This is a genomic window from Maricaulis sp. ABE4_448, assembly GCF_056160825.1.
Genome location: NZ_JBSWXX010000001.1, coordinates 490,441 through 512,942, shown reverse-complemented (window position 1 = coordinate 512,942; position 22,502 = coordinate 490,441). Strand labels below are relative to the sequence as shown.

Annotated in this window: 21 protein-coding genes; 12 read left to right on the top strand and 9 right to left on the bottom strand. The window is 66.1% G+C overall.

Features of this window, described 5'->3' with window-relative positions:
• The first annotated feature begins 157 nt into the window (after positions 1-157).
• The 9 genes from ilvD to leuB are packed head-to-tail and all read left to right on the top strand — an operon-like array spanning position 158 to position 10,538.
• Positions 158-1,891, top strand: coding sequence for a dihydroxy-acid dehydratase (gene ilvD / locus ACXAJV_RS02550; RefSeq protein ID WP_475081563.1), 1,734 nt, complete (start codon positions 158-160; stop codon positions 1,889-1,891).
• Positions 1,888-2,916 (top strand): ketol-acid reductoisomerase, encoded by a 1,029-nt coding sequence (gene ilvC / locus ACXAJV_RS02545; protein ID WP_475081560.1) that lies wholly within the window; start codon positions 1,888-1,890, stop codon positions 2,914-2,916. The genes ilvD and ilvC overlap by 4 nt, the downstream gene beginning before the upstream one ends.
• 11 nt (positions 2,917-2,927) lie before the next feature.
• Positions 2,928-4,646, top strand: a complete 1,719-nt coding sequence (ilvG, locus tag ACXAJV_RS02540; RefSeq protein WP_475081558.1) for an acetolactate synthase 2 catalytic subunit — start codon at positions 2,928-2,930, stop codon at positions 4,644-4,646.
• A 2-nt stretch (positions 4,647-4,648) separates the two neighbouring features.
• Positions 4,649-4,948 carry an ACT domain-containing protein gene (locus tag ACXAJV_RS02535; RefSeq protein WP_475081556.1) on the top strand — a complete coding sequence of 100 codons (300 nt, stop codon included), beginning with the start codon at positions 4,649-4,651 and terminating at the stop codon, positions 4,946-4,948.
• A complete protein-coding gene (locus ACXAJV_RS02530) occupies positions 4,930-6,519 on the top strand; it encodes a 2-isopropylmalate synthase (protein ID WP_475081553.1) in 1,590 nt (529 codons plus the stop codon). The genes ACXAJV_RS02535 and ACXAJV_RS02530 overlap by 19 nt, the downstream gene beginning before the upstream one ends.
• A 16-nt stretch (positions 6,520-6,535) precedes the next feature.
• Complete coding sequence (locus tag ACXAJV_RS02525) at positions 6,536-7,492, top strand: branched-chain amino acid transaminase (RefSeq protein ID WP_475081551.1); 957 nt, start codon at positions 6,536-6,538, stop codon at positions 7,490-7,492.
• A complete protein-coding gene (leuC, locus tag ACXAJV_RS02520; RefSeq protein ID WP_475081549.1) occupies positions 7,482-8,912 on the top strand; it encodes a 3-isopropylmalate dehydratase large subunit in 1,431 nt (476 codons plus the stop codon). Before ACXAJV_RS02525 ends, leuC begins: the two co-directional genes overlap by 11 nt.
• Entirely contained in the window at positions 8,905-9,483 is a 579-nt protein-coding gene (gene leuD, locus ACXAJV_RS02515) for a 3-isopropylmalate dehydratase small subunit (RefSeq protein ID WP_475081546.1), read from the top strand. The genes leuC and leuD overlap by 8 nt, the downstream gene beginning before the upstream one ends.
• A complete protein-coding gene (leuB, locus tag ACXAJV_RS02510; protein ID WP_475081543.1) occupies positions 9,480-10,538 on the top strand; it encodes a 3-isopropylmalate dehydrogenase in 1,059 nt (352 codons plus the stop codon). The genes leuD and leuB overlap by 4 nt, the downstream gene beginning before the upstream one ends.
• Positions 10,539-10,710: 172 nt before the next feature.
• On the opposite strand, the gene ACXAJV_RS02505 is transcribed toward leuB, so the two are convergent.
• The 9 genes from ACXAJV_RS02505 to ACXAJV_RS02465 form a co-directional block, all read right to left on the bottom strand.
• Positions 10,711-11,874, bottom strand: a complete 1,164-nt coding sequence (locus tag ACXAJV_RS02505) for a dipeptidase (RefSeq protein WP_475081541.1) — start codon at positions 11,872-11,874, stop codon at positions 10,711-10,713.
• A gap of 133 nt (positions 11,875-12,007) precedes the next feature.
• Complete coding sequence (locus ACXAJV_RS02500; RefSeq protein ID WP_475081538.1) at positions 12,008-12,919, bottom strand: cupin domain-containing protein; 912 nt, start codon at positions 12,917-12,919, stop codon at positions 12,008-12,010.
• Positions 12,920-13,028: 109 nt separating this feature from the next.
• On the bottom strand, positions 13,029-14,525 hold the full coding sequence (locus ACXAJV_RS02495; protein WP_475081537.1) for an alkaline phosphatase: 1,497 nt from the start codon (positions 14,523-14,525) through the stop codon (positions 13,029-13,031).
• A gap of 188 nt (positions 14,526-14,713) precedes the next feature.
• Positions 14,714-15,562, bottom strand: a complete 849-nt coding sequence (locus ACXAJV_RS02490) for an ATP-binding protein (protein ID WP_475081535.1) — start codon at positions 15,560-15,562, stop codon at positions 14,714-14,716.
• Positions 15,559-16,743, bottom strand: a complete 1,185-nt coding sequence (locus tag ACXAJV_RS02485; RefSeq protein ID WP_475081533.1) for a PP2C family protein-serine/threonine phosphatase — start codon at positions 16,741-16,743, stop codon at positions 15,559-15,561. Before ACXAJV_RS02485 ends, ACXAJV_RS02490 begins: the two co-directional genes overlap by 4 nt.
• A gap of 7 nt (positions 16,744-16,750) precedes the next feature.
• Positions 16,751-17,053 carry an STAS domain-containing protein gene (locus ACXAJV_RS02480; RefSeq protein ID WP_475081531.1) on the bottom strand — a complete coding sequence of 101 codons (303 nt, stop codon included), beginning with the start codon at positions 17,051-17,053 and terminating at the stop codon, positions 16,751-16,753.
• Positions 17,054-17,089: 36 nt separating this feature from the next.
• Complete coding sequence (locus tag ACXAJV_RS02475; RefSeq protein ID WP_475081530.1) at positions 17,090-17,419, bottom strand: Hpt domain-containing protein; 330 nt, start codon at positions 17,417-17,419, stop codon at positions 17,090-17,092.
• A gap of 156 nt (positions 17,420-17,575) precedes the next feature.
• On the bottom strand, positions 17,576-18,250 hold the full coding sequence (locus tag ACXAJV_RS02470) for a ChrR family anti-sigma-E factor (protein ID WP_475081527.1): 675 nt from the start codon (positions 18,248-18,250) through the stop codon (positions 17,576-17,578).
• Complete coding sequence (locus ACXAJV_RS02465) at positions 18,247-18,831, bottom strand: sigma-70 family RNA polymerase sigma factor (protein ID WP_475081525.1); 585 nt, start codon at positions 18,829-18,831, stop codon at positions 18,247-18,249. Before ACXAJV_RS02465 ends, ACXAJV_RS02470 begins: the two co-directional genes overlap by 4 nt.
• A gap of 201 nt (positions 18,832-19,032) precedes the next feature.
• On the opposite strand from ACXAJV_RS02465, the gene ACXAJV_RS02460 reads away from it, so the two are divergent.
• From ACXAJV_RS02460 to ACXAJV_RS02450, 3 genes are read left to right on the top strand one after another with little or no spacing between them, the layout of a single operon-like run.
• A complete protein-coding gene (locus tag ACXAJV_RS02460; protein WP_475081522.1) occupies positions 19,033-20,385 on the top strand; it encodes an NAD(P)/FAD-dependent oxidoreductase in 1,353 nt (450 codons plus the stop codon).
• Entirely contained in the window at positions 20,382-21,152 is a 771-nt protein-coding gene (locus ACXAJV_RS02455) for a DUF1365 domain-containing protein (RefSeq protein WP_475081519.1), read from the top strand. Before ACXAJV_RS02460 ends, ACXAJV_RS02455 begins: the two co-directional genes overlap by 4 nt.
• The gene (locus tag ACXAJV_RS02450) at positions 21,152-22,381 is read left to right on the top strand and encodes a class I SAM-dependent methyltransferase (RefSeq protein WP_475081516.1); all 1,230 of its coding nucleotides are present in this window, start codon (positions 21,152-21,154) and stop codon (positions 22,379-22,381) included. Before ACXAJV_RS02455 ends, ACXAJV_RS02450 begins: the two co-directional genes overlap by 1 nt.
• Positions 22,382-22,502: the final 121 nt, after the last annotated feature.

Genomic DNA, 22,502 nt, shown 5'->3' with positions numbered 1-22,502 from the left:
CCTCCTTCTCGTACTTGTACTTATTATCACCCCCATAACGGGAGTGGCGTTCGCGCCTGCCAGCTAGGTAAAAACCAGAGCAAAGGCAGACACGAAAAACCCCGCTCCCGGAACCCGGAAGCGGGGTTTTTCGTGTTTCGCCGCACGGAAAGCTTCGATGACACAGAGTTCGAATAAAACGTCAGACGCGATCACGAAGGGACCGGCCCGAGCCGCCGCCCGCGCCATGTTGCGCGCGACCGGCATGCAGGACGCTGATTTCGACAAGCCGATGATCGGTGTCGTGAACACGTGGACCACGGTGACGCCCTGCAATATGCACCTGGCGGACCTGGCTGTTCCGGTGCGCGAGGCCGTGAGCGAAGCCGGCGGCCACCCCGTCGACTTCAACACGGTCGTCGTCTCCGACGGCATCTCCATGGGGTCGGAAGGCATGCGGGCCTCGCTGATCTCGCGTGAGACCATCGCCGACTCGATCGAACTGGCCGTGCGCGGGCATTGCCTGGACGGTGTGGTGATCCTGGTCGGCTGCGACAAGACGATCCCGGCGGCGGCAATGGCGCTGGCGCGCATGGATGTGCCCGGCTGCATCCTCTATGGCGGCACGATCATGCCGGGCCGGCTGGGCGAGAAGGACCTGTCCGTCCAGGACGTGTTCGAGGCAATCGGCGCACACGCGGCCGGAACGCTGGACGATGAGGGCCTGAAATCCGTCGAGAAAGCAGCCTGCCCGGGTGCCGGTGCCTGTGGCGGCCAGTTCACGGCCAACACGATGGCGACCATCCTGTCGGTGATGGGGCTGTCGCCGATGGGCGTCAACGACATCCCGGCGCCGCATCCCGACAAGCCCGCTGCCGCCGCGCGCTGCGGCAAGCTGGCGGTCGAGTTGGCCAAATCGGGCACCCGGCCGCGCCAGTTTTTCAGCCAGGCCTCGCTGCGCAATGCCGCCATCGCGGCCTCCGCCAGCGGCGGCTCGACCAATGCCATTTTGCACCTGGCCGCGATTGCGGCCGAGGCCGGCGAACCCTTCTCGATCGACATTTTCGACGAGGTTTCCGCTATCGCGCCGGTGATCACCGATCTGAAACCCGGCGGCCGCTTCCTGGCCCACCACATGTTCCTGGCCGGCGGCACACGCCTGTTCGCCCAGCGCCTGGCCGAGGCCGGTCTGCTGGCCGACACGCCGACGGTGACCGGCCGCAGCCTGCACACGGAAGCCGCCGAAGCGGTTGAGTCGAAAAACCAGCGCGTCATCAAGACCGTCGCGGACCCTGTGAAGCCCGATGGCGGTTTCCGCATCCTCTATGGCGAGCTGGCCCCGGAGGGTGCCGTGCTGAAAACCTCCGGCCATTCGCGCACCGCCATGGAAGGCCCGGCGCGCGTGTTCGAGAGCGAGGAAGCCGCTTTCGCCGAAATCGAGAACAACAATGTCAAGGCCGGCGACATCATCATCATCCGCAATGAAGGCCCCAAGGGGGGGCCCGGCATGCGTGAAATGCTGGGCGTCACGGCGGCCCTGGTGGGTCAGGGCCTGTCCGAGGACGTCGCCCTGATCACCGATGGCCGTTTCTCCGGCGCCTCGAAAGGTTTCGTGATCGGCCATGTCAGCCCGGAAGCCGCTGCCGGTGGCCCGATCGGCCTGATCGAGAATGGCGACGTCGTGCGCATCGATGTCGGCGCCCGCCGGATCGATATCGACGCCGATCTGGCCGCGCGCCGCAAGGACTGGGTCCGGCCCCAACCGAAATCCGTCGGCGGCGTGTTCGCCAAATATGCCGCGCTGGTCTCTTCGGCCTCGCGCGGCGCCGTCACCATTCCGGCCGGGCCCGACGCTCCGGCCGCCCCGCAATCCACCGACAACGCGACATCCAAGCAGGAGATCACCGCATGACCGCGTCCGCTTCCAAATCGACTTCCCGGCGCGCCGCCTTCGAAGTCGACACCACCGAGTTCAAGTCCAGGCCGATCGCGGTCATCGGCTATGGCAGCCAGGGACGCGCTCACGCCATGAACCTGAAGGATTCCGGCTGCGACGTGATCGTCGGCGTGCGTCCCGGCGGGGCCGGCGAGAAGAAGGCCAAGGCTGACGGGCTGAAAACGGCAACGCCGGAAGAGGCCACCAGGGCCGCCCATGTCATCGCCATTCTGACCCCGGACATGACGCATGAAGCCGTCTACCGCGAGATGGTCGCGCCGAACCTGGACAAGGGCGATGCCGTCCTGTTCGCCCACGGTTTCTCGGTGCATTTCGGCCGGGTTCATCCGGATCCGGATACCGACATCATCCTGGTCGCCCCGAAAGGCCCAGGCGATCTGGTGCGCCGCGAGTTCGAAATCGGCCGCGGCGTGCCCTGCCTGTTCGCGGTCAACCAGGACGCCACCGGCAAAGCCCGCAACCGCGCACTAAGCTACACCGCCTGCATCGGCGGCGCGACGGCCGGTGTGATCGAAACGACTTTTGCCGAAGAGACCGAGACCGACCTGTTCGGTGAACAGGCCGTCCTGTGCGGCGGCACGACCGAGCTGGTCATGGCCGGCTACGAAACCCTGGTCGAGGCTGGCTACCAGCCGGAAGTCGCATACTTCGAGTGCCTGCACGAGCTCAAGCTGATCGTCGACCTGCTCTACGAGGGTGGCATGGCGAAGATGCACGAATTCATCTCGGAAACCGCCATCTATGGCGATCTGCGCTCCGGCCCGCGCGTCATCAATGACGAGACCAAGGCCCGCATGCGCGAAGTGCTGCGCGACATCCAGGACGGCACCTTCGCCCGGGACTGGATCACCGAGAACCAAGCCGGAAAGCCGCAATACCAGGCCCTGCTGCGCAAGGATCTGGAACACCCGATCGAGAAAACCGGTGCGGAATTGCGCGCCGACATGCCGTGGCTGCAGCCCGGCGCCAACACCCAGTAAAGGCGAGACCGATGACCGCCCTGCCCGCCAATGACAGCCTGACCGAAGCAGAAACCGCTCCGGCACCCAAAACAGCCAAGCAGACCGGCGCGCATGCCGTCGTACGCACGCTGGAAGCCCTGGGTGTCGAGCGCGTATTCGGCTATCCGGGCGGGGCGATCATGCCGGTCTACGACGCCCTGACCGGCTCGAGCCTGCAGCACATCCTGGTCCGCCATGAACAGGCCGCCGCCTTTGCCGCCGACGCCCAGGCGCGCATCACCGGCAAGGCCGGTGTGTGCCTGGCCACGTCCGGCCCCGGCGCGACCAACCTGCTGACCGGCATCGCCAATGCCTACATGGACTCTGTCCCCATGATCATCCTGACAGGCCAGGTCCCGTCCGGGCTGATGGGCACGGATGCTTTCCAGGAAGTCGATGTGTTCGGCATGTCGATGCCGGTCGTGAAACACTCGATCATCATCCGCGATCCCATGCGGATACCGGAGATGATCGCCGAAGCCTTCGAGATCGCGGAAGGCGGGCGTCCCGGCCCCGTCCTGATCGATCTGCCGAAGGATGTCCTACAAGCCGAGGCGTACCCCACCTTACCCCCAGAGCCTCGGCCTGCAGCAGGGCCGTCCCGTGCCAGTGACGCCGATGTGGCTGCGGCGACGGCCCTGCTGACTCAATCAAAACGCCCCGTTCTCTATATCGGCGGCGGTGTCGCCCTGGGCCGCGCCGTCGACGCGGTCCGGGACTTTATGGGCCGCACCGGCATTCCCGCCGTGGCGACCCTGAAAGGCCTGGGCTGCCCGCATCCCCATGCCGAGAATTTCCTGGGCATGCTGGGCATGCATGGCGGACGCGCGGCCAATGTCGCCGTGGATGAATGCGACCTGCTGGTGTGCTGCGGTGCGCGGTTCGACGACCGGGCCACCGGCCGACTGGACAGTTTCGCCAAGGGCGCCCGCATCATTCACATGGATGCAGACATCGCCGAGATCGGCAAGCTGCGCGCCGCCGATGCGGCGATCGCTGGCGATATCGGCGACGCGCTGGCGCGCATGGATCCGGGCTATCTCGATATCGACCCCTGGCGCGAGACCTGCCGCGAACGCAAGGCGCGCCATGCCTTCCGCTATGACGCGCCGGGCAATGGCGTCTTCGCCCCCGCCATGCTGAAGGAATTGTCAGAGGCCGCCGGCGACGACTTCATCGCCGCCTGCGATGTCGGCCAGCACCAGATGTGGGTGGCCCAGCATTGCCGCTTCTCGCGTCCGGAATCCCACCTGACCTCTGCCGGGCTGGGCGCGATGGGCTACGGGCTGCCGGCCGGTATCGGTGCCGCAATGGAGCGTCCCGACGCCAAGGTCGTCACGATCTCGGGCGACGGTTCGATCATGATGAATATCCAGGAACTGGCGACCGCGCGCCGCTACAGCGTGCCGATCCGCATCCTGTTGCTGGACAATGCCTCGCTGGGCCTGGTGCGCCAGTGGCAGGAATACTTCTTCGACGAGAATTTCTCCGAGATCGATCTCTACGATAATCCGGATTTCGCCGAGGTGGCACACGCCTTCGGCATCGAAGCCTTCACCGTTCACAGCCGGGACGAGGTTCCCGGCGCAATCGACCGTTTGCTGAACGCGCGCGGCCCGATCCTGGCCCATGTGCTGATCGACCCGCGTGAAAACGTCTGGCCGCTGGTGCCGCCAGGCGCATCCAATGCCGACATGATGGAGGACTGATCATGCTCAACACGCTCATCATCGAACTTGCCGAAGCCGAAGGCGCCCTGATGCGTCTCATCGGACTTGTCGAGCGCCGTGGCTACACGATCGGCACGCTGGACAAGCGCGAAGCGCGTGAAGGCCAGTCCACCATCACCCTGCAGGTGACACCGCGCGATGCGGCGCGTCAGCTGGATGTGCTGATCCGCCAGATCGGACGCCTGATGGATGTACGCGCCGTCTTCACCCCTGAAATTGCGGCCGCCGAAGCGGCTCACGCCTCATATCACTGGAGACAGGCATGTCCGCCCCGAAACTGAGCCCCGTACCCAGCAGCCAACCGGAACGGCTGCACATTTTCGACACGACGCTGCGCGACGGCGAACAGGCGCCCGGTTTCTCCATGACCGCGCCTGAGAAGCTGGAGATGGCACATCTCCTGGCCAACCTGCGGGTCGACACGATGGAGGCCGGCTTTGCCGCAGCCTCGCCGGGCGATGCCGAGGCGATCCGTCTGATCGCCAGCGAGGTCCGCGGTCCGACGATCTGCTCGCTGGCCCGGGCAACGGAGAAGGATATCGACGCCGCGGCCTATGCGCTGGAACCAGCGCAGCGCAGCCGCCTGCACGTCTTCATCGCCACCAGCCCGATCCACCGCGAAGCCAAGTTGCGCCTGTCGCGCCGCGAGGTGATCCATACCATCGAGCGCTGTCTGAAACACGCAGCTGGCCGGTTCGACGAGATCGAGTTCTCGGCCGAGGACGCCCTGCGCACGGAACCGGAATTCCTGATCGAAGCGCTCAGCTGTGCCGCCAGTAATGGCGCGGACGTGCTGAACGTTCCCGACACGGTGGGGTACTCCGAACCGGACGAAATCTATCGCGTCTTCGCCGACCTGGTGGCGAAGGTGGAACGGCCGGACCATGTGTTCTTCTCGGCCCACTGCCACAATGATCTGGGCCTCGCCGTCGCCAACTCGCTGGCTGCCGTGAAAGCCGGCGCACGCCAGGTCGAGTGTGCCATCAACGGCATCGGCGAGCGCGCGGGTAACTGCTCGCTGGAAGAGATTGTCATGGCGCTGCAGGTGCGGGCCGACATCTTCCCTGCCGTCAGCCATACCGATGCGACGCAGATCTGGGCCGCCAGCCAGCGCCTGTCCCGAATGACCGGAACAGTCGTGGCTCCGAACAAGGCCATTGTCGGCAAGAATGCCTTCGCGCACGAGGCCGGCATTCACCAGCACGGCATGATTGCCGACCGGCGCACCTACGAAATCATGACCCCGGAAAGCGTCGGTGTTCCCGGATCCTCGCTGGTGCTGGGCAAGCATTCGGGCAAGCACGCCCTGTCGCAGCGCCTGGCCAAGCTGGGCTACCAGCCCGATCCAGCGCGCCTGAACGACATCTTCGCTCAATTCAAGGCCGCGGCCGATGAATATGGCGAAATCAATGATGCCGACCTGGTCGCGATGATGGAGGGGTACTCAGCCTCCGGTTCGCAATGGACGGTTCTGCGCACCGAGCTGCGCACCACGGCCGGCCGTAAGCCCAAGCAGTTTGCCCGTATCGAGCTGGAACATCCCGTGCGGGGCCGCATCTCCGACATTGCCTCCGGCGACGGCCCCGTCGCGGCTGCCTTCGCGGCCGTCCAGCGGATCACCGGCACCGATGTCGATGTTATCAGCCTGGAAACACGCATGCGCGCCCACGGTACGCATCGAGAGTTCGTGGCCGATATCGAAGTCGAAATCGACGGCCGCCGTTTCTCCGGCCGGGCCCGCGGGCCCGACATCGTAACCGCGGCCATCGATTCTCTTCTGTTCACCCTCGATCGCGGCGAAGCCTACGACCGGGCCGAGGCCAACCAACCCACACCGGCGCACGCCGTCTGATCAGGACACCAAGACCATGGCTATTTCCGAAACCGACTTCATCTGGCGCAATGGCGAACTCATCGACTGGCACGAAGCCCAGACCCATGTGCTGAGCCACGCCCTGCATTACGGCACCTCGGTGTTCGAGGGCATCCGCTGTTACGACACGCCGTCCGGCCCGGTGATCTTCCGGCTCACCGACCACATCCGGCGCCTGTTCGATTCCGCGCGCATCTATCACATGCCGATCCCCTACATGCAGGAAGAGATCGAGGCGGCCTGCCGCATGGCGGTGCGCGCCAACCATCTCAAGAACGCCTATATCCGGCCCATCGCCTATTTCGGCTATGGCGGGATCGGTGTCCTGCCCGGCCAGGACGCCAGTATCGATGTCTGTATCGCGGCCTTCCCCTGGGGCGCCTATCTGGGCGAGGAAGCCCTGTCCAAGGGCGTGAATTGCTGCATCTCCAGCTGGAACCGGGCCGCTCCCAACACCATCCCGACCGGCGCCAAGGCTGGCGGCAATTACCTGTCTTCGGTGCTGATCAGCCATGAAGCCCACTCGCGCGGCTTCGACGAAGGCATCGGCCTGGACGTCAACGGCCTGGTGTCCGAAGGCGCCGGCGAGAACATCTTCGTCGTCTCCGACGGCATCATCCGCACACCGCCGACCTCGGCCTCCATCCTGTCCGGCCTGACCCGCGACAGCGTGATCAAGCTGGCCGAGGCGGAAGGCTATGACGTGCGCGAGCAGACCCTGTCGCGCGAAAGCCTCTATGTCGCCGACGAGATCTTCTTTACCGGCACCGCGGCCGAGATCACGCCCGTGCGCTCGGTCGACGGCCATATCGTGCGCTGCGGCGGCCGTGGCCCGGTCGCGGAAAAGATGCAGGAGCGCTTCTTCGGCCTGTTCACCGGCGAGACCCCGGATCATCACGGCTGGCTGCAGCCGGTGCAGGACAATCAGATGGAGGTCCAGCATGTCGCCTGATAGCGGGCGTCCGCGGTCCCTGTTCGAGAAGGTCTGGGACGCCCACCTGGTCAAGGCGGAGACGGCCGACACGCCGGCCATGCTCTATGTCGACCTGCACCTGGTGCACGAGGTCACCTCGCCCCAGGCCTTTGCGGTCTTGGCTGAGCGCGACCTGAAGGTGCGCCGGCCCGACCGCACGCTGGCAACGATCGACCACGCGACGCCGACGCTGGATTTCGCCCCCGGCGAGACCCCGCCCTATGCCACCGAAGCTGCCCGCAAGCAGGTCGAGACCCTGCAGGCGAATGCGTCCGCGCACGGGATTACCCTGCATGGCTGGGACAGCGAGCATCGCGGTGTGGTGCACGTGATCGGGCCGGAACTGGGGGCGACCCAGCCGGGCATGACGATTGTGTGCGGTGACAGCCATACCGCCACCCATGGTGCGTTCGGGGCACTGGCCTTCGGGATCGGCACGACGGAAGTCGGCCATGTTCTGGCGACGCAATGCCTGTTGCAGCGCAAGCCGAAATCCATGCGGATCACGCTGGCGGGCCCCACGGCGCCGGGCGTTTCGGCGAAGGATATCATCCTCGCCGTGATCGCCGAGATCGGTGTGGATGGTGGTACGGGATGCGTGATCGAGTATGCCGGCGAAGCGATCGAGGCGCTCGACATGGAGGGCCGGATGACGGTCTGCAACATGTCGATCGAGGCGGGCGCGCGGGCCGGCATGATTGCCGCCGACGAGACGACATTTGCGTGGCTCAAGGGTCGCGAACATGTGCCATCAGACCCCCGTAAGTGGGACATGGCGGTGACACGCTGGTCACATTTCCGCTCCGATCCGGGCGCGCGCTTCGATCATGAGGTCGTGATCGACGCGACACAGATCCGGCCGATGGTCACCTGGGGCACGGCACCGGATACCGGCATCGCCGTCGACGCGGCGGTTCCGGCCGCGCGGTCGGCCTCCCATGCCCGCGCGCTGGGCTATATGCAGTTCGAGGCGGGCAAGCCGGTTTCCGGCGCGAAGGTCGACCAAGTCTTTATCGGCTCCTGCACGAACTCACGCATCACCGATCTGCGCGCCGCCGCTGCGATCATGAGCGGACGCCGGGTGGCGCCGGGCGTGCGCGCCCTCGTCGTGCCCGGCTCGGTCGCCGTGCGCAAACAGGCCGAGGCGGAAGGGCTGGACCGGATCTTCATCGAGGCCGGCGCGGAATGGCGCCAGCCGGGCTGTTCCATGTGCATCGCCATGAATGGCGACAGGGGCGAGCCGGGCCAGCTGATCGTCTCCACCTCGAACCGCAATTTCGAGGGCCGCCAGGGTCCCGGCGCGCGCACCGTTCTGGCCAGCCCGGCCACGGCCGCCGCGGCCGCGATCGCCGGCCATATCATCGACCCGGCCACGCTGATGGAGCCCGCCCATGCCTGAACGCTTCACCACGCTGACCAGCCGCACCTTCGTGATCGACCAGGAAGACATCGACACCGACCAGATCATTCCCGCGCGCTTTCTCACCACGACCTCGCGCGACGGGCTGGGCGACAAGGCCTTCCACGACTGGCGCTATGACAGTGACGGCAAGCCGCTGGAGACCGTCGCCCTCAACGCGCTGGACACGGAAACCCACCGCATCCTCGTGGCGGGGCGCAATTTCGGCTGCGGCTCCTCGCGCGAGCATGCGCCCTGGGCGCTGCACGATTTCGGCTTCCGCGCCGTCATCTCCTCGGAGATCGCCGACATCTTCCGCTCCAATGCGGCCAAGAACGGCCTCCTGCCCATCCTCGCCCCGAAAGAGGCGCATGACTGGCTGCTGGCCCATCCCGATGTCGAGATCACCATCGACCTCGGCGCCCAGCGCGTCGAGATGGGCAACGGGCCCGGTTTCGACTTCACCATCGAGCCTTTCGCCCGGCACTGCCTGATGGAAGGCACCGACCCGCTCGGCTTCCTCACCGCCAATGAAGACGCCATCACCGCTTACGAGACACAGACCGCATGACCTATCGCATCGTCCTTCTGCCCGGTGACGGGATCGGCCCGGAAATCACCCGCGTCGCCCGCGCCGTCATCGAACGGGCTGCCGCCCTGTCCGGATTCTCGATCCGGTTCGAGGAGCACGCTTTCGGCGGCGCCTCGATCGACCGCTATGGCGAACCCCTGACCGGCGAGACCCTGGCCGCCTGCCAGGCCGCCGACGCGGTCTTCCTCGGCGCCGTGGGCGGACCCAAATGGGACCAGGCCCCCTCGCGTCCCGAAGCTGGCCTTCTGGCCCTGCGCAAGGCGCTCGGCGTCTACGCCAATCTGAGACCTGCCAGCGTGCACCCCGCGCTGGCGGACAAGTCCCCGCTGCGAGCCGACCTCGTGGCGGGGACGGACCTCTTGATCGTGCGCGAGCTGACCGGCGGCATCTATTTCGGCCGGCGCGAGCGCACGGACAGCCAGGCCTCCGACACCTGCACCTACAGCCGCGCGGAAATCGCCCGCGTCGCCCGCGTCGCCTTCGAACAGGCCCGCCTGCGCCGCGGCCGTCTCACCTCGGTGGACAAGGCCAATGTACTGGAAACCAGCCGCCTGTGGCGCGAGACCGTCTCGGAAATGGGCGCGCGCGACTATCCCGATATCCAGCTCGACCACATGTATGTCGACGCCGCGGCGATGCACCTCTTGCGCGCGCCGGCCAGTTTCGACGTCATCGTCACCGAGAACATGTTCGGCGACATCCTGTCCGACGAGGCCTCCATGCTGCCCGGCTCGATCGGCCTTTTGGGCTCCGCCTCGCTGGGCGAGGCCCGTCCCGGCATTTTCGAACCCATCCACGGCTCGGCCCCCGACATTGCCGGCCAGGACAAGGCCAACCCGTTCGGCGCCATCGAAGCGGCCGCCCAGCTCCTGGAATCCTTGGGCGAAACCGGCGCCACCGCCCGCATCCGCAAGGCAGTCAACGCCATGCACGAAGCCGGCGAATGGACCGGCGATCTCGGCGGAGACCTGACGTGTTCAGGCGCCGGGGTGAAGCTGGTGGAGCGGCTCGAGGCTGAGGCTGTGGCGGCTTAGGGCTTACCGGCCCCCTTCGACCTCACCCGGCGCAAGGTCGGGCTCGGCCACTTCCCCCGCTGACGCAGGGGAAGCCTGAAAAAGGGCTCGCCCCGCTTGCGGGGGAGCTGTCCGCGTCAGCGGACTGAGGGGGGCGGCGCAAAGCGCCGCGGAGCGCGTCAGCGCGCAGTATCTATTCCGGCAGCTGCTCCCGGAAAAACCGGATCGCATTGCCGCCCATCACCTGGCGCACCTCATCCTCGCTGAGGCCGGCTGCGAGCAGGCGGTCGGTGAGGACGGCGTATTCGGAGGCGTCGAATGTGGTGGTGACTGTGCCGTCATAGTCGGAGCCGAGGGCGACATGGTCGAGGCCGACCAGGTCTATGGCGGCGATTATGGTGTCGGCGACGCCGGACGGGCTGTCGTCGCAGGTCACGTCCTCCCAGAAACCGATGCCGATCAGCCCGCCTTCCGCGGCGATGGCGCGCATCAGCCCGTCGGGAATGTTGCGTGTGACCGGGCAATGGCCGTGAATGCCGGTGTGGGAGACCACGAGCGGCCGGTCGGTCATCGCCAGAACCTCGGCCACCACGGCGGGCGAGGAATGAGCAACATCGATGATCATGCCGCGCGCGAGCAGGGCGGCGACAGCCTCGCGGCCGAAATCGGTGAGGCCGGCGCCGGAGAGGCCGTGCAGCGATCCGCCCAGCTCGTTGTCGAAGAAATGCTGCAGGCCGATCAGCCGGTAACCGGCCTCCCAGAGCGGTTCGATGTTTGCGAGTTCGCCTTCCAGCGGGTGTGCGCCTTCGGTGGCAAGCAGGCCGCCCATCGCCATCGGGTCGTCCTGCCGGGCGGCGAGGACGGCGTCGAGATCGCCGCGCGTGCGGATGACGGTGAAAGCGCCGTCAGTCTCGGCCAGGCGGTTGAGGCGTTCGGCATGGTAGAGCGCGCGATTGCGGATCGAGCCCCAGGTGTCCACCGGCCAGCGCTGGGCGATGGCGAGCGGGGTGATATTGTCGCTGTCGGCCGAGTTTTCCTCGTAATTCATCGAGGCGGGCGTCTTGGTGACGCTGGCGAAGACCTGCAGGGCCACCCGCCCCTCGCGCAGGCGCGGCAGGTCGGTATGGCCGCGATCATGCCGCTGTGCCGGATCGCGCATCCACAGGAGCATGTCGGAGTGCAGATCGGCGACATCGAGCGTCGCGTGCAAGGCCTGCGCCTCGGCTGAGATGGCATAGGGTTCGTGCGGCAGGACGAGATTGCGTCCGGCATCGATGCGCACGGGGATGACGTAGAAGAAGAGGCCGGCAGCCACCGCCAGCAAGATGGCGATCACGCCCAGAATGATCCGTGTCATGCCCCGTCCCTCCCATGAACAGTGTTCACAAGCTGTAGCGTGAAAGCCCGGCGCCAGACAAGGAAGCAGACAGAAAAAGGGCCGCCCGGATTATCCGGACGGCCCTTCATGCTCTGGTGTCAGCCGGGACGGCCTATTCGCTGTAGAGTTCCGAGATCGACAACGAGGCGTTGGCATTCTCGCCCTGGCGGTAGGAGCCGATCCAGATGTCATAGGTGCCGGAGGCCGGATTGTGGAAAGTCAGGGCCGGGTTGAGACCGCTGTTGCCGCCATCATCATTGCAGTGCCAGTTGCCGCTGGGATCATTGACCAGGATGGTCGTGTCGGAATTGGACGCAGCCGACAGGATCAGCGGCAGGGAGGAGCCCGCCGTATAGCGCAGCTCGAAGTCCGGCGCGGCGGAGACCCAGCCGGCACAGCCGCTGCGCACGTCCGAGGCGCGGTAGGCGCCACCGGAGACGATGTCGACGCGATAGGGGTCGGGCGTGAAGCCGGCGCGCAGATTGGCGCTGCCGAAATTGGCCGCCAGGGACCAGTCGATCCCGCCATAGCTGTTGCCGCCGCCATTATAGCTGCCGCCGGAACCGCCGAGTTCGGAGATGGCGAGGACGGCGTCGGCATAATCGCCCTCCCTGTAGGAGCCGACCCAGATGTCGTAGCGGCCGGACTGCGGGTTGGAGAAGGTCATGCTCGGATTGAGCCCTTCGCCGCTGTCATCGTCGCAATACCAGTTGCCGCTGGGCCCGTTGACAACGAGCGTCGTGTCGGAGCTGGAGGTGGCGCCGATGGTCAGGTCAAACACGCTGCCGGCAGTGTAGTAGACCGAATAGTCCGGCGCATTGGCGATCCAGCCGCGGCAGGAGGAGGACACATTGGCGGCCGAGCGCGCACCGCCGGAGGTGATCCGTACGGTATAGGGGTCCGGCGTGAAACCGGCATTCAGATTGGTGCTGCCATAGGTCGGCGGCGCGGAAAAATCCTGGGCGATGGCCGGCGCGGCGCAGACCATGATGGCCGCGGCCGCGGCGAGAGAACGAAACTGCATGACGGATCCCCTTTTTACGCCCCGGCCCGGCCACCCGCGTGCCGTCCCATCCGGTAGCGTGACCCAGTTTAGACGATCCTGCCACTGAACCACAGCTGAACGCGTAATTTTATTCGCCCGCCGCTTCGTCTTCCTCCTGCTCCCAGCCAAGTGCGGCCGAGATCAGGTGGAAGACCGTGTTCTGCTCGATCGAGCCACCGAACCAGTGTGCCCGCGGCCCGGTGGCATAGAGCGCAACATCGTCCCCGGAATGGGTCTCGCTGCCGAGCGGCAAGGCGCTTTCCTGCTGATAGTCCGGCGCCAGCACTTCTGCGTCGTCCAGCGCCGCGCCATCGGGCTGGCGCACATTCGGACCATTGCGATAGCCCAGCGTGGTGTAGGGGCGGCCGGTTTCATCCAGGGTCAGCTCCGGCTGCGAGCCCGGCTCGTACGGGTTGGCGCGGCGCACCAGGCCGAGGATGGGATTGCCCAGGGAGGGGTAGCCCGCAAAGGTCATGGTGTGGCCGTGATCGGCCGTGACCAGGATCAGCGTCTCGTCCAGATCGACGCGTTCGAGCGCCGCCGTAATCGCGTCGTCGAAGGCCTGCATGTCGGTCAGCGCGCGATAGGCATTGGTGGCGTGGTGGGCATGGTCGACCCGGCCCGCCTCGACCATCAGGATATAGCCGTTTTCATTGCGCGACAGGCGGTCGATGGTAAAGGCCGTCATCTCGGCGAGCGACGGCTCCTCGGCCGCGTCGCGATCGGCCTCATAGGCCATGTGGCTGTCGGTGAACAGGCCCAGCACGCGCGCCTCATCGGCCGGGTCGAGATCGCGGAAGCCCGCAGCATCGCCGACCGCGACGCCATGACCGGCTTCCCATTCGGCGATGAGATTGCGGCCGTCGGCACGCAGCCCGCCCTCGGCTTCCGGCAGGAAGCGCTCGCGGCCGCCGCCCATGGCGATATCGATCCCGTCGCCCGCGCTGAAGGAAAGCAGCTGGGCGGCAATGTCCTGACAACCCGCTTCCAACCCGTTCGGCGTGATGTCGCTATCCGCTTCCCAGGCGCGGATCAGGCTGTGGGCGTAGAGCGTTGCCGGTGTAGCGTGGGTCAGCCGGGTCGTGGTGACGATACCTGTGGACAGGCCCCGGCGTTCGGCGTGCTCGGCCAGGGTCACGGGAAGGTCGGCATCGGCGGCACAGGCATCGAGATACTGGTCGGCGCGCACGCTGATGGCGCCGGAGCGCGTTTTCAGACCGGTCACCAGCGCCGTCGCGGTACTGGCGGAATCGGGCACCTGGGCATCGGTGTTGTAGGTCCGCACCAGGGCAGCGTGCGGGAAACTGTCAAAGGAGAGCGTGTGCGTCTCGCCGTCGCCGGCCTGCTCGCCGCTATAGATCCGTGCAGCAGCAATGGTGGGAATACTCATCCCGTCGGCGATAAAGAGGATCACATTGCGGGCCTGTTGCGGGCGGACTTCGATCGCCATGCGGCGGTCCATCTCGGCGCGGGCGCGCTGCCAGTTATCGCTTTCGGTGCCGGTGTCCTGAAGGGTTGCGGCGCTCGCGGCACCGGCCAGGAAGACGCCCAGGACAACCGCCGGGCCGAAGGATTTGATACGCACGTCGTGACCTCGTTCCGCTGGAGCGTGATCTCGCGAGATGGCAACCGGTTCACCGGTTCGATCACGCGACCACTCAAGATTCCGGAGCAGAACCGCTTCTGCAGGTAACGGCCCCGCTCCAAGTCGCGCAGGCCTATCGAACGGGACGGGGAATGACCAATGAAAGTTTCAAGTCGGTGCAGCGGCGCTCAGCCCGCCTGCCTGTCCAGCAGGATCACCGCCTCGACCACACTGCCCGAGCCCATATAGGTCACCGAGGAGAAGGAGAGCGTGCGCGCCAGCGTGATCCCCCGCCCGCGATAGCCTGCACCGGCCGGCGGCCCCGCCAGGAATGCCTCGTGATCGAACCCCTCGCCCTCGTCCTGGATGGTGAAGGCGATCATCCGCGCGCCACGCTGGAAGGTGACGATCACGCTCCGCTGGGCATAGGCCGGATCTGCCAGCCTCCGCTCGACTTCCTCGCGCCAGGTCCCGGCGATCAGCAGGTCGCGCTTCTGTGCGCCGCTGATTTCCAGATTGCCGTGCTCGACCGCGTTGACCAGCAATTCCTGGAGACCGACCACAACGGCGTCGGAATTGGGACAGGCCAGCGCCAGCATGGTCGACAGGTTGCGGGCCTCGTCGAGCGTGCGGAAGACAAATTGGCCGCTCATAATCGTACCGATGGCCGACTTGCGGCGCGCCACATCGGCCTGCAATTCCAGCACCTGATCGCGATAGTCGCAGGCGGCCTCGAAGACCGATTTCACGGACCCGAAATCGGTATCGCGCGACAGCACGAAATCGGCCTGGACCGGGCTGTCTGTGCGTTCTGTCAGGAAGATGGACTGCATCGCCTCGCCGGCCCGCAGCCGGGCGGCCTTCAAGGCCCCCAAATGCGCATCGTCGGCGATCACCACACCGATCTCGCCCGCCGACGGAAGCGCGGTGTCACTGACCAGTACACCGCGCGGCTCGCCTTGAAGATAGTCACCCAGATGGCGCGCCAGCGGGCTGTCGGACACCATCATCCAGATCAGGTCTTCGCGGTGTTTCATGGGGCATTCGGTCCGATCAGCAGGAAGGTCAGGTCATCGCGGAATTCGGCATCGGGCCGGCCGAAAAGACGCGTCAGCAGCCGGGCCGCGAAGGCATCGCTGCCGGCAGCTGCCTCGGCCCGCACGGCATTGGCGATATCCCCGGCCCCGAGACTGGCTTCGGGATTCTCGAAGTTCTCGTACAGTGCGTCGCTATAGGCGAACAGGCGGTCTTGCGGTCCCAGCTGCGCGGAAAAGCACGCATATTCCGCATCCGCCAGACAGCCCAGGATCAGCCCCCGCCCGGACAATTCATCCCAGCGGCCATCGCTACGCAGGATCAGGGGCGGCGGGGCTCCGGCCACGGCATAGCGCATCTCGCCCGCGGCCAGGTCCATGACGGCGTAGAAGGCGGTCGCGAAGTGCTCGACCGGCAGGATCGGCACGAGTGCCCTGTTGAGCGCGCTCAGCCACCGGTCCGGATCGGCCCGCTCGCGAACCAGTCCGGCCGTGATCATGTTGACCCGGAACGCGTTGATGGCGGCCGCCACCCCATGTCCGGACAGATCGACCATGAAGACACCGAACCGGGTTTCGTCGACCGGAAAGACCTGCCAGAGATCGCCGCCCAGCATGTGCGAAGCCCGGTAGAAGGCGGTCATCGCGGCACCGCGCGGACGCAGGATTGCGGCGACATCCTCTGGTCCGGGCAGAAGCGCCAGCTGCATCGACTGGGCCGCGCGCAACTCGTCTTCCATCCGGTTCTGATAGCGCTGCAGCCGGCCGATCATGCGGCGGCGCTCCAGATGCAGCCGCACACGGGAGACCAGTTCGCCGGGATTGAGCGGTTTGGAGACGATGTCGGACGCGCCGACCTTGAAGGCGTCGACCCGGCAGTCCGCCTCCTGGATGCCGGTCTGCACCAGGATGGGAAGATCGAGTGCCATCCGGCCGCGGATCTGGCGGCACACCTCGAACCCGTCCATGCGGGGCATGCGGATATCCAGGATGACGATGTCAGCCGGGTTGGCTGCGAGCCATTCGATCGCCTCGACCCCGTCACCGGCATAGGCGAGACAGGTATAACCCGCCGCTTCCAGCACCGACCCGATCAGAAGTCGCGACGACGCCTGGTCATCGACAATGAGGACCCGGTCGCGCGCCGGGCCGCCATGCTCGGACTGGAAGTGTGCGAGGTCCATCCGCGCCTCAGCCGATCGGGATCAGCTGCTCGATCCTGGAAAGCTCGACAACCTTGGCCACCTGCCCGGAAACACCGCGCAGGCGCAAACCGCCACCGCGCTTGACGATGCGGTCATTGGCCATGATCAGCATGCCGATACCGGCCGAGTCGATCATGGTCAGACCCGACAGGTCGAAGACCACAGGGCCGGGCACCTGATCGGCGAGCCTGCTGACGAGTTCGCGGAAGCGTTCGTGATCATCAAAGGTGAGTACACCTTCGATCGCCACCAGGACCGGATTACCGGTGAATTCGGTTCTGTATTCCATCGTCACTCCCCGGCCCGCCCCAGCGGCGGGCACTCGTCAGACCGCTTCGGTCAGGCGGGTCAGGGCCACCTCCAGCTCGGCATTGAGCGCGTCGCGGGCGGCATTGTCGTCCTGTTCGAGCGCGCCGGCCACTGCTGCCAGCCGGGTGAGCCCGATATTGGCGGCCGCGCCCTTCAGGGCATGAGCGGTGGCGTGGGCATCCGGCCGCTCGCCGCGGTCCATCGCGAGCCAGTAGGTGTCCACCAGCCGCCGCAGGTCTGCGGCAAATTGCACGCTCATGTCACGAAACACCGAATCGCCGACCGCGCTGACCAGGGCCTGGACGGCTGCGCTATCGATTTCCGGCTTGTTGCGCCAGTCGGACATGGTTCGCTCCGCGATGGAATCCCCGCAAGGGGCGCGACTTTAGTCACCACTCCAGCATGCGGGCAAGCGGCCAGAACCTGCGACACTGTCCGGCAGAGCGGTTTCGCCAAAGCCAGGGCTGCGACCTCGGCTCTCAGAGGTGCGCCCGCACCTGCGTCACAAGCCGGTAAAAACCTGGAAGGCTCGCAGAACGGGACTGTCAAACCGGAGCTTGCCCTCGGTCAGCGCGAGACAGACGCACTCGCCACCCTCATCGATACGGATATCGTGCTCGACGCCGGGGTGCGCCTCCTCGACATCGCCGGGGCGGTACTCCTGTTCACCGTCCCAGAAACTGCCCTTGAGGACGAGGGTGAGCTCGGAACCGTTATGACCGTGATGCGGGATCGCAACGCCGGGCTGGGCGCGCAGCAGCCACAGCCGCTCGCCATGCTCGCCGCGCCACAGGATCGCCTTGCGCATGCCGGGGCCAAGGAAACCCCAGCGCACCGGCGTGCCCGTTCGGGTCAGATAGTCCTGCAGCGCCTGCGGCAGGCACAGGCTGTCATCTGCGGCCGGCGCCGCTGTCGCCGGTGCCGCCGTCACGTCTTCCGCCTCACTTCCGGCACGCCGCAGGATATCCTCGACGCTGAAACCGAGCGGCACGTCTGCCCCGTCCGAAGCGTCGAGCACGGCGCCGCCGAGCGTTTCAAGCGCAGCAACGCGGCCACGGGCCTCGTCCGACAATTCCACATGCGATGCCATCATCACGTCCTGCGCCTCGGTTCCAAGCGTCCCCGCGGCGTAGTCGAGATACCAGCTGTCATCCAACACATGACCGCGCTGGGTCATTTCCATTCTCCAAGACCTTGTCTCATTTTGTTCATGGCCAGTCTGACGCGGGACTTCACGGTTCCCAGGGGCAGGTCCAGCCGCTCGGCAATCTCGCTGTGCGAGAGGCCCTCGGTGAAGGCCAGTTCCAGCACAAGGCGCTGGTCGTCCGGCAGGCCCGACAGGGCACCGGTAACGCTTTGTCCGGCCTCGGCCCGCTCGAACAAATCGTCGGGCAAGGGCTGGTCCGGCGGCTGGAAGTGCGGATCATGCTCGTCGATTTTCCGGGCACGAACCGCCTTGCGATAGTGATCAATGTGCGCATTCCGCGCGATCGTGTAGATCCAGGTCGCCGCCGAAGCCTTCGCCGCGTCGAAGCTCGATGCACGCCGCCAGATTGCCAGCATCACATCCTGGGTCAGATCGTCGGCAAGAGCCGAAGAAACCCGCCGTTTCATCAGGAAGCTGCGAATGCGCGGCGCGAAGTGGTCGAACAGTGCCCGGAAGGCCTGCGCATCACGCTTTGATCCGACCTGTTCCAGCAGGCCGGCCAGCCGAGCCGCGTCGGAGATGGACCGACGGCGGTCGGTATCCTGCGTCATGCGTGCCTTCCCGGTCTCGACCGTTTCGTATCTGGCCCTTGCGGGCGGGGTGTGAAGGGCAGCGTACATGCTTCGGACTACGATTGCACCGCCCTGGCGGATCACTGACCGCCTGCCCGCATGTCAGTGATCCGCTGCAGCGCCCGCCGCGTAAACGCAGAATATGGCCGAACGTCCGGCCGACGAAGGACAGGGGTTTTCATGACTCTCTTGCGCGGACAGAAAATCGCCGTCATCGGATCCGGCATTGCCGGGCTGGCCGCCGCCTGGCGCCTGTCGCTGGTCCATGACGTCACCCTGTATGAAGCGGCGCCCCGGCTCGGCGGCCACGCGAATACCGTTCGCGCTCAGATCGGCGGCGAGCGCGTCGATGTGGACACCGGCTTCATCGTCTTCAATCCGCGCAACTACCCGAATTTCACACCGCTGCTGGACTATTTCGATGTCGACACGGCCCTGAGCAGCATGTCCTTTGCCGCCTCGCTGGACGGCGGGCGGTTCGAGTACTCGTCCAATCCGGACGGGCTGTTCGCCCAGAAGCGTAATCTGGTCCGGCCGCGCATGTGGCGCATGATCCGCGATATCCTGCGCCTGCACGATCACGCCCGGCGCGGCGACCACGCCGGAGAGGCTCGCTCGCTCGACGATTTCCTGCGGACCGAAGGCTATTCCAGCACGTTCCGCGAGGATCACATCCTGCCGATGTGCGCCGCGATCTGGTCCTCGCCCGTCGACCAGATGCGGGCCTACCCGGCGCGTGCCTTCTTCGAATTCTTTACCAATCACGGTCTTCTGCAGCTGTCCGACCGGCCGCAATGGCGCACCGTCACCGGCGGCAGCCATCGCTATGTCGAGCGGCTGGCCGGTGCCATCAAGGGCCGCGTGCGCCTGTCCGCGCCGGTGCGCAGCATCGACCGTTCCGCAGGCCAGGTCACTGTCCGCACCGAGAACGATGAAAGCCGGTTCGACCAGATCGTCCTGGCCTGTCACAGCGACCAGGCCCTCGCCCTGATCGACGCGCCGGACCCGGTGGAGCGGCAATTGCTGGGCGCGATCCGCTACCGGCCCAATACCGCAATCCTTCACACCGATACCCGCCTCCTGCCCCGCCGCCGCTCGGCCTGGGCCAGCTGGAATTATCTCGAATCCGCGCGCACCAACGAGAGCGCGGCAAAGATCAGCCTGACCTACTGGATGAATGCACTGCAGCCTTTGCAGACGCAGACCCCGGTCCTGGTCACGCTCAATCCGGACGTCGCGCCCGATCCCGCCCATGTCCTGCACACGGACCAGTATGATCACCCGGTCTTCGACGCGGCCGCGATCGCGGCGCAAGCACAGTTCGGTGCGCTGCAGGGGCATCGGCGCACCTGGTATTGCGGCGCCTGGCTGGGCGCGGGCTTCCACGAGGACGGGCTGCAATCCGGCCTCGCCGTCGCCGAAGCGCTCGGTGCGCCGGGGCGTCCCTGGGCCTGCACCGACGGCGATACCCGCATCCCCTGGACGCAAGCGCCTGCTCCGGTTCAGCCTGACCTGGCCGTTGCTGCGGAATGAAACCGCTTCCCGCCTCTCTCTACACCGGCGATGTCGGGCATGTGCGGCACCATCCGCGCCGCCACAGCCTGCGCTATCGCATGGTGTCGCTGCTGACGGATATCGATGGCGCGGCCCGCACCGACACGGGCATCGCCGGCTTCGCCTTCGACCGGTTTGCGCCGGTCAGCCAGCATGCGGCCGATCATGGCCGCGGCCATGGCGCCCTGCGCGACTGGGTGCGCAGCCGCCTGCGGCAGAACGGGATCAGCTTCGAGCCCGGACGCATCCAGCTGCTCGCCGCACCGCGCGTGCTGGGCATCGTGTTCAATCCCGTCTCGGTCTATTTCTGCCACAGGGCCGACGACCGGCTGGGCGCGGTCCTGTTCGAGGTCGCGAATTTTCACGGCGGCCGTCAGGTCTATGCCTTCGACGTGCCCGACGACACCGCGACGCCGCTGCGCTTTGCCTGCGAGAAGACCTTTTTCGTCTCGCCCTTCAACCCGGTGGAGGGCGAATACCGGTTCAGGCTCGACCGCGACGAAGACACATTGCGGCTGGGCATCCGGCACTATCGTGACGGCGCGTGCATCATGGGCGCGGTCCTGCAGGCGGAACGGCAGGCGCTGACAACGCGTTCTCTCTGGAGAGCCCAGCTTGCCCAGCCGCTGAATACCCTCACCACGGTTGGCGGAATCCTGTTCGAGGCGCTAAAGTTGCGCCTGAAGGGACTGCGTACCTACGCACCGCGCCGGGGGAGTACAGACACACTGCCTAGGGGACTGTGATGGACTATACGACGCAATCCGCCGACACGCTGGAAAGCCGGGCCAGCCGCCTGCAGCGCTATGCCCGGGAAAAGATGCGCCAAGCCCTCTCGGACCTGACGGACAGCCGCCTGCGCATTGAGCTGCCCGGCGGCTACCGTTTCGAATGCGGGCCGGCCGATGCCGCTCACCGGGCCGACTGGTCGATCCGCAAGTGGAACGCGCTCCTGCGCATTGCCGGGTCCGGCGCGCTGGGTTTCTCCGAAGGCTATATCCACGGTGAGTGGGAAACCTCCGACCTGCAGGGCCTGCTCCGGGCGCTGGCCGGCGAGCTCGACGGCATCGACGCAGCCCGCGCCGGCAAGGGCCCCAGCCGGATCATCGGCAAGATCCAGCACTGGATGAACGCCAATACGCGCAGCGGCAGCCGGCGGAACATCTCCTTCCACTACGATCTCGGCAACAGTTTCTACGAACGCTGGCTCGACGGGAGCATGACTTACTCCTCGGGCATTTTCGGCACAGCCGGCGACACGCTGGCCGAGGCGCAGGCCCGCAAATACCGCCGCATCTGCGAGACGCTGGGCCTGAAGCCGGGCGACCGTGTGCTGGAGATCGGCTGCGGCTGGGGCGGGTTCGCAGAAGTCGCGATCCGCGATTTCGGCTGTCATGTTACCGGCCTGACCCTGTCGCGCGAGCAGCATGATTATGCGGTCGACCGCCTCGAACAAGCCGGCCTCGCCCACAAGGCAGATATCCGGCTGCAGGATTATCGCGACGTCTCGGAAGAGTTCGATGCCATTGCCTCGATCGAGATGTTCGAGGCGGTCGGCGAGGAAAACTGGCCGGTCTATTTCGACCAGGTCGCCGCCTGCCTGAAACCGGGCGGCCGGGCCGCGCTTCAGATCATCACGATCCGCGAAGACCTGTTTGCCCAGTACAGCAAATCCGTCGACTTCATTCAGAAATACGTCTTCCCCGGCGGCGTCCTTCCGCCGCCTTCACGGCTGGGCGACGAGGCTGATCGTGCCGGCCTGATGCCGATCGATACCTGCATGTTCGGTTCGAGCTATGCGCGCACGCTGGCCGAATGGCATGACGCCTATCGCGATGCCTGGCCGGATATCGCCGGCCAGGGTTTCGATGCCCGGTTCGACCGCATCTGGCGCTTCTACCTGGCCTATTGCGAAGCCGGTTTCACGACCGGCCGGATCGATGTCGGCCAGTTCGCCTACCGAAAGCCCGGCTAAGCCGGCAGAATCGCGGCTTATAAGATAATACCGGACCGGGACACCTGGCCGGAGCCGTGTCGACCCAGCGTTTACAATTGCCGTGCAAGGCTTGTCCGGTAACGGATCAAAAGCCGGCGGA

Excerpts from the sequence above, each read along its gene's own strand:
- ACXAJV_RS02480 (WP_475081531.1), bottom strand. The coding sequence starts at position 17,053 with ATGGAATACAGAACCGAATTCACCGGTAATCCGGTCCTGGTGGCGATC.
- ilvD (WP_475081563.1), top strand. The coding sequence starts at position 158 with ATGACACAGAGTTCGAATAAAACGTCAGACGCGATCACGAAGGGACCG.
- ilvC (WP_475081560.1), top strand. The coding sequence starts at position 1,888 with ATGACCGCGTCCGCTTCCAAATCGACTTCCCGGCGCGCCGCCTTCGAA.
- leuB (WP_475081543.1), top strand. The coding sequence starts at position 9,480 with ATGACCTATCGCATCGTCCTTCTGCCCGGTGACGGGATCGGCCCGGAA.
- ACXAJV_RS02450 (WP_475081516.1), top strand. The coding sequence starts at position 21,152 with ATGGACTATACGACGCAATCCGCCGACACGCTGGAAAGCCGGGCCAGC.
- leuC (WP_475081549.1), top strand. The coding sequence starts at position 7,482 with ATGTCGCCTGATAGCGGGCGTCCGCGGTCCCTGTTCGAGAAGGTCTGG.
- ilvG (WP_475081558.1), top strand. The coding sequence starts at position 2,928 with ATGACCGCCCTGCCCGCCAATGACAGCCTGACCGAAGCAGAAACCGCT.
- ACXAJV_RS02505 (WP_475081541.1), bottom strand. The coding sequence starts at position 11,874 with ATGACACGGATCATTCTGGGCGTGATCGCCATCTTGCTGGCGGTGGCT.
- ACXAJV_RS02470 (WP_475081527.1), bottom strand. The coding sequence starts at position 18,250 with ATGACCCAGCGCGGTCATGTGTTGGATGACAGCTGGTATCTCGACTAC.
- ACXAJV_RS02530 (WP_475081553.1), top strand. The coding sequence starts at position 4,930 with ATGTCCGCCCCGAAACTGAGCCCCGTACCCAGCAGCCAACCGGAACGG.
- ACXAJV_RS02535 (WP_475081556.1), top strand. The coding sequence starts at position 4,649 with ATGCTCAACACGCTCATCATCGAACTTGCCGAAGCCGAAGGCGCCCTG.
- ACXAJV_RS02500 (WP_475081538.1), bottom strand. The coding sequence starts at position 12,919 with ATGCAGTTTCGTTCTCTCGCCGCGGCCGCGGCCATCATGGTCTGCGCC.
- ACXAJV_RS02490 (WP_475081535.1), bottom strand. The coding sequence starts at position 15,562 with ATGAAACACCGCGAAGACCTGATCTGGATGATGGTGTCCGACAGCCCG.
- leuD (WP_475081546.1), top strand. The coding sequence starts at position 8,905 with ATGCCTGAACGCTTCACCACGCTGACCAGCCGCACCTTCGTGATCGAC.
- ACXAJV_RS02475 (WP_475081530.1), bottom strand. The coding sequence starts at position 17,419 with ATGTCCGACTGGCGCAACAAGCCGGAAATCGATAGCGCAGCCGTCCAG.
- ACXAJV_RS02455 (WP_475081519.1), top strand. The coding sequence starts at position 20,382 with ATGAAACCGCTTCCCGCCTCTCTCTACACCGGCGATGTCGGGCATGTG.
- ACXAJV_RS02460 (WP_475081522.1), top strand. The coding sequence starts at position 19,033 with ATGACTCTCTTGCGCGGACAGAAAATCGCCGTCATCGGATCCGGCATT.
- ACXAJV_RS02465 (WP_475081525.1), bottom strand. The coding sequence starts at position 18,831 with ATGACGCAGGATACCGACCGCCGTCGGTCCATCTCCGACGCGGCTCGG.
- ACXAJV_RS02485 (WP_475081533.1), bottom strand. The coding sequence starts at position 16,743 with ATGGACCTCGCACACTTCCAGTCCGAGCATGGCGGCCCGGCGCGCGAC.
- ACXAJV_RS02525 (WP_475081551.1), top strand. The coding sequence starts at position 6,536 with ATGGCTATTTCCGAAACCGACTTCATCTGGCGCAATGGCGAACTCATC.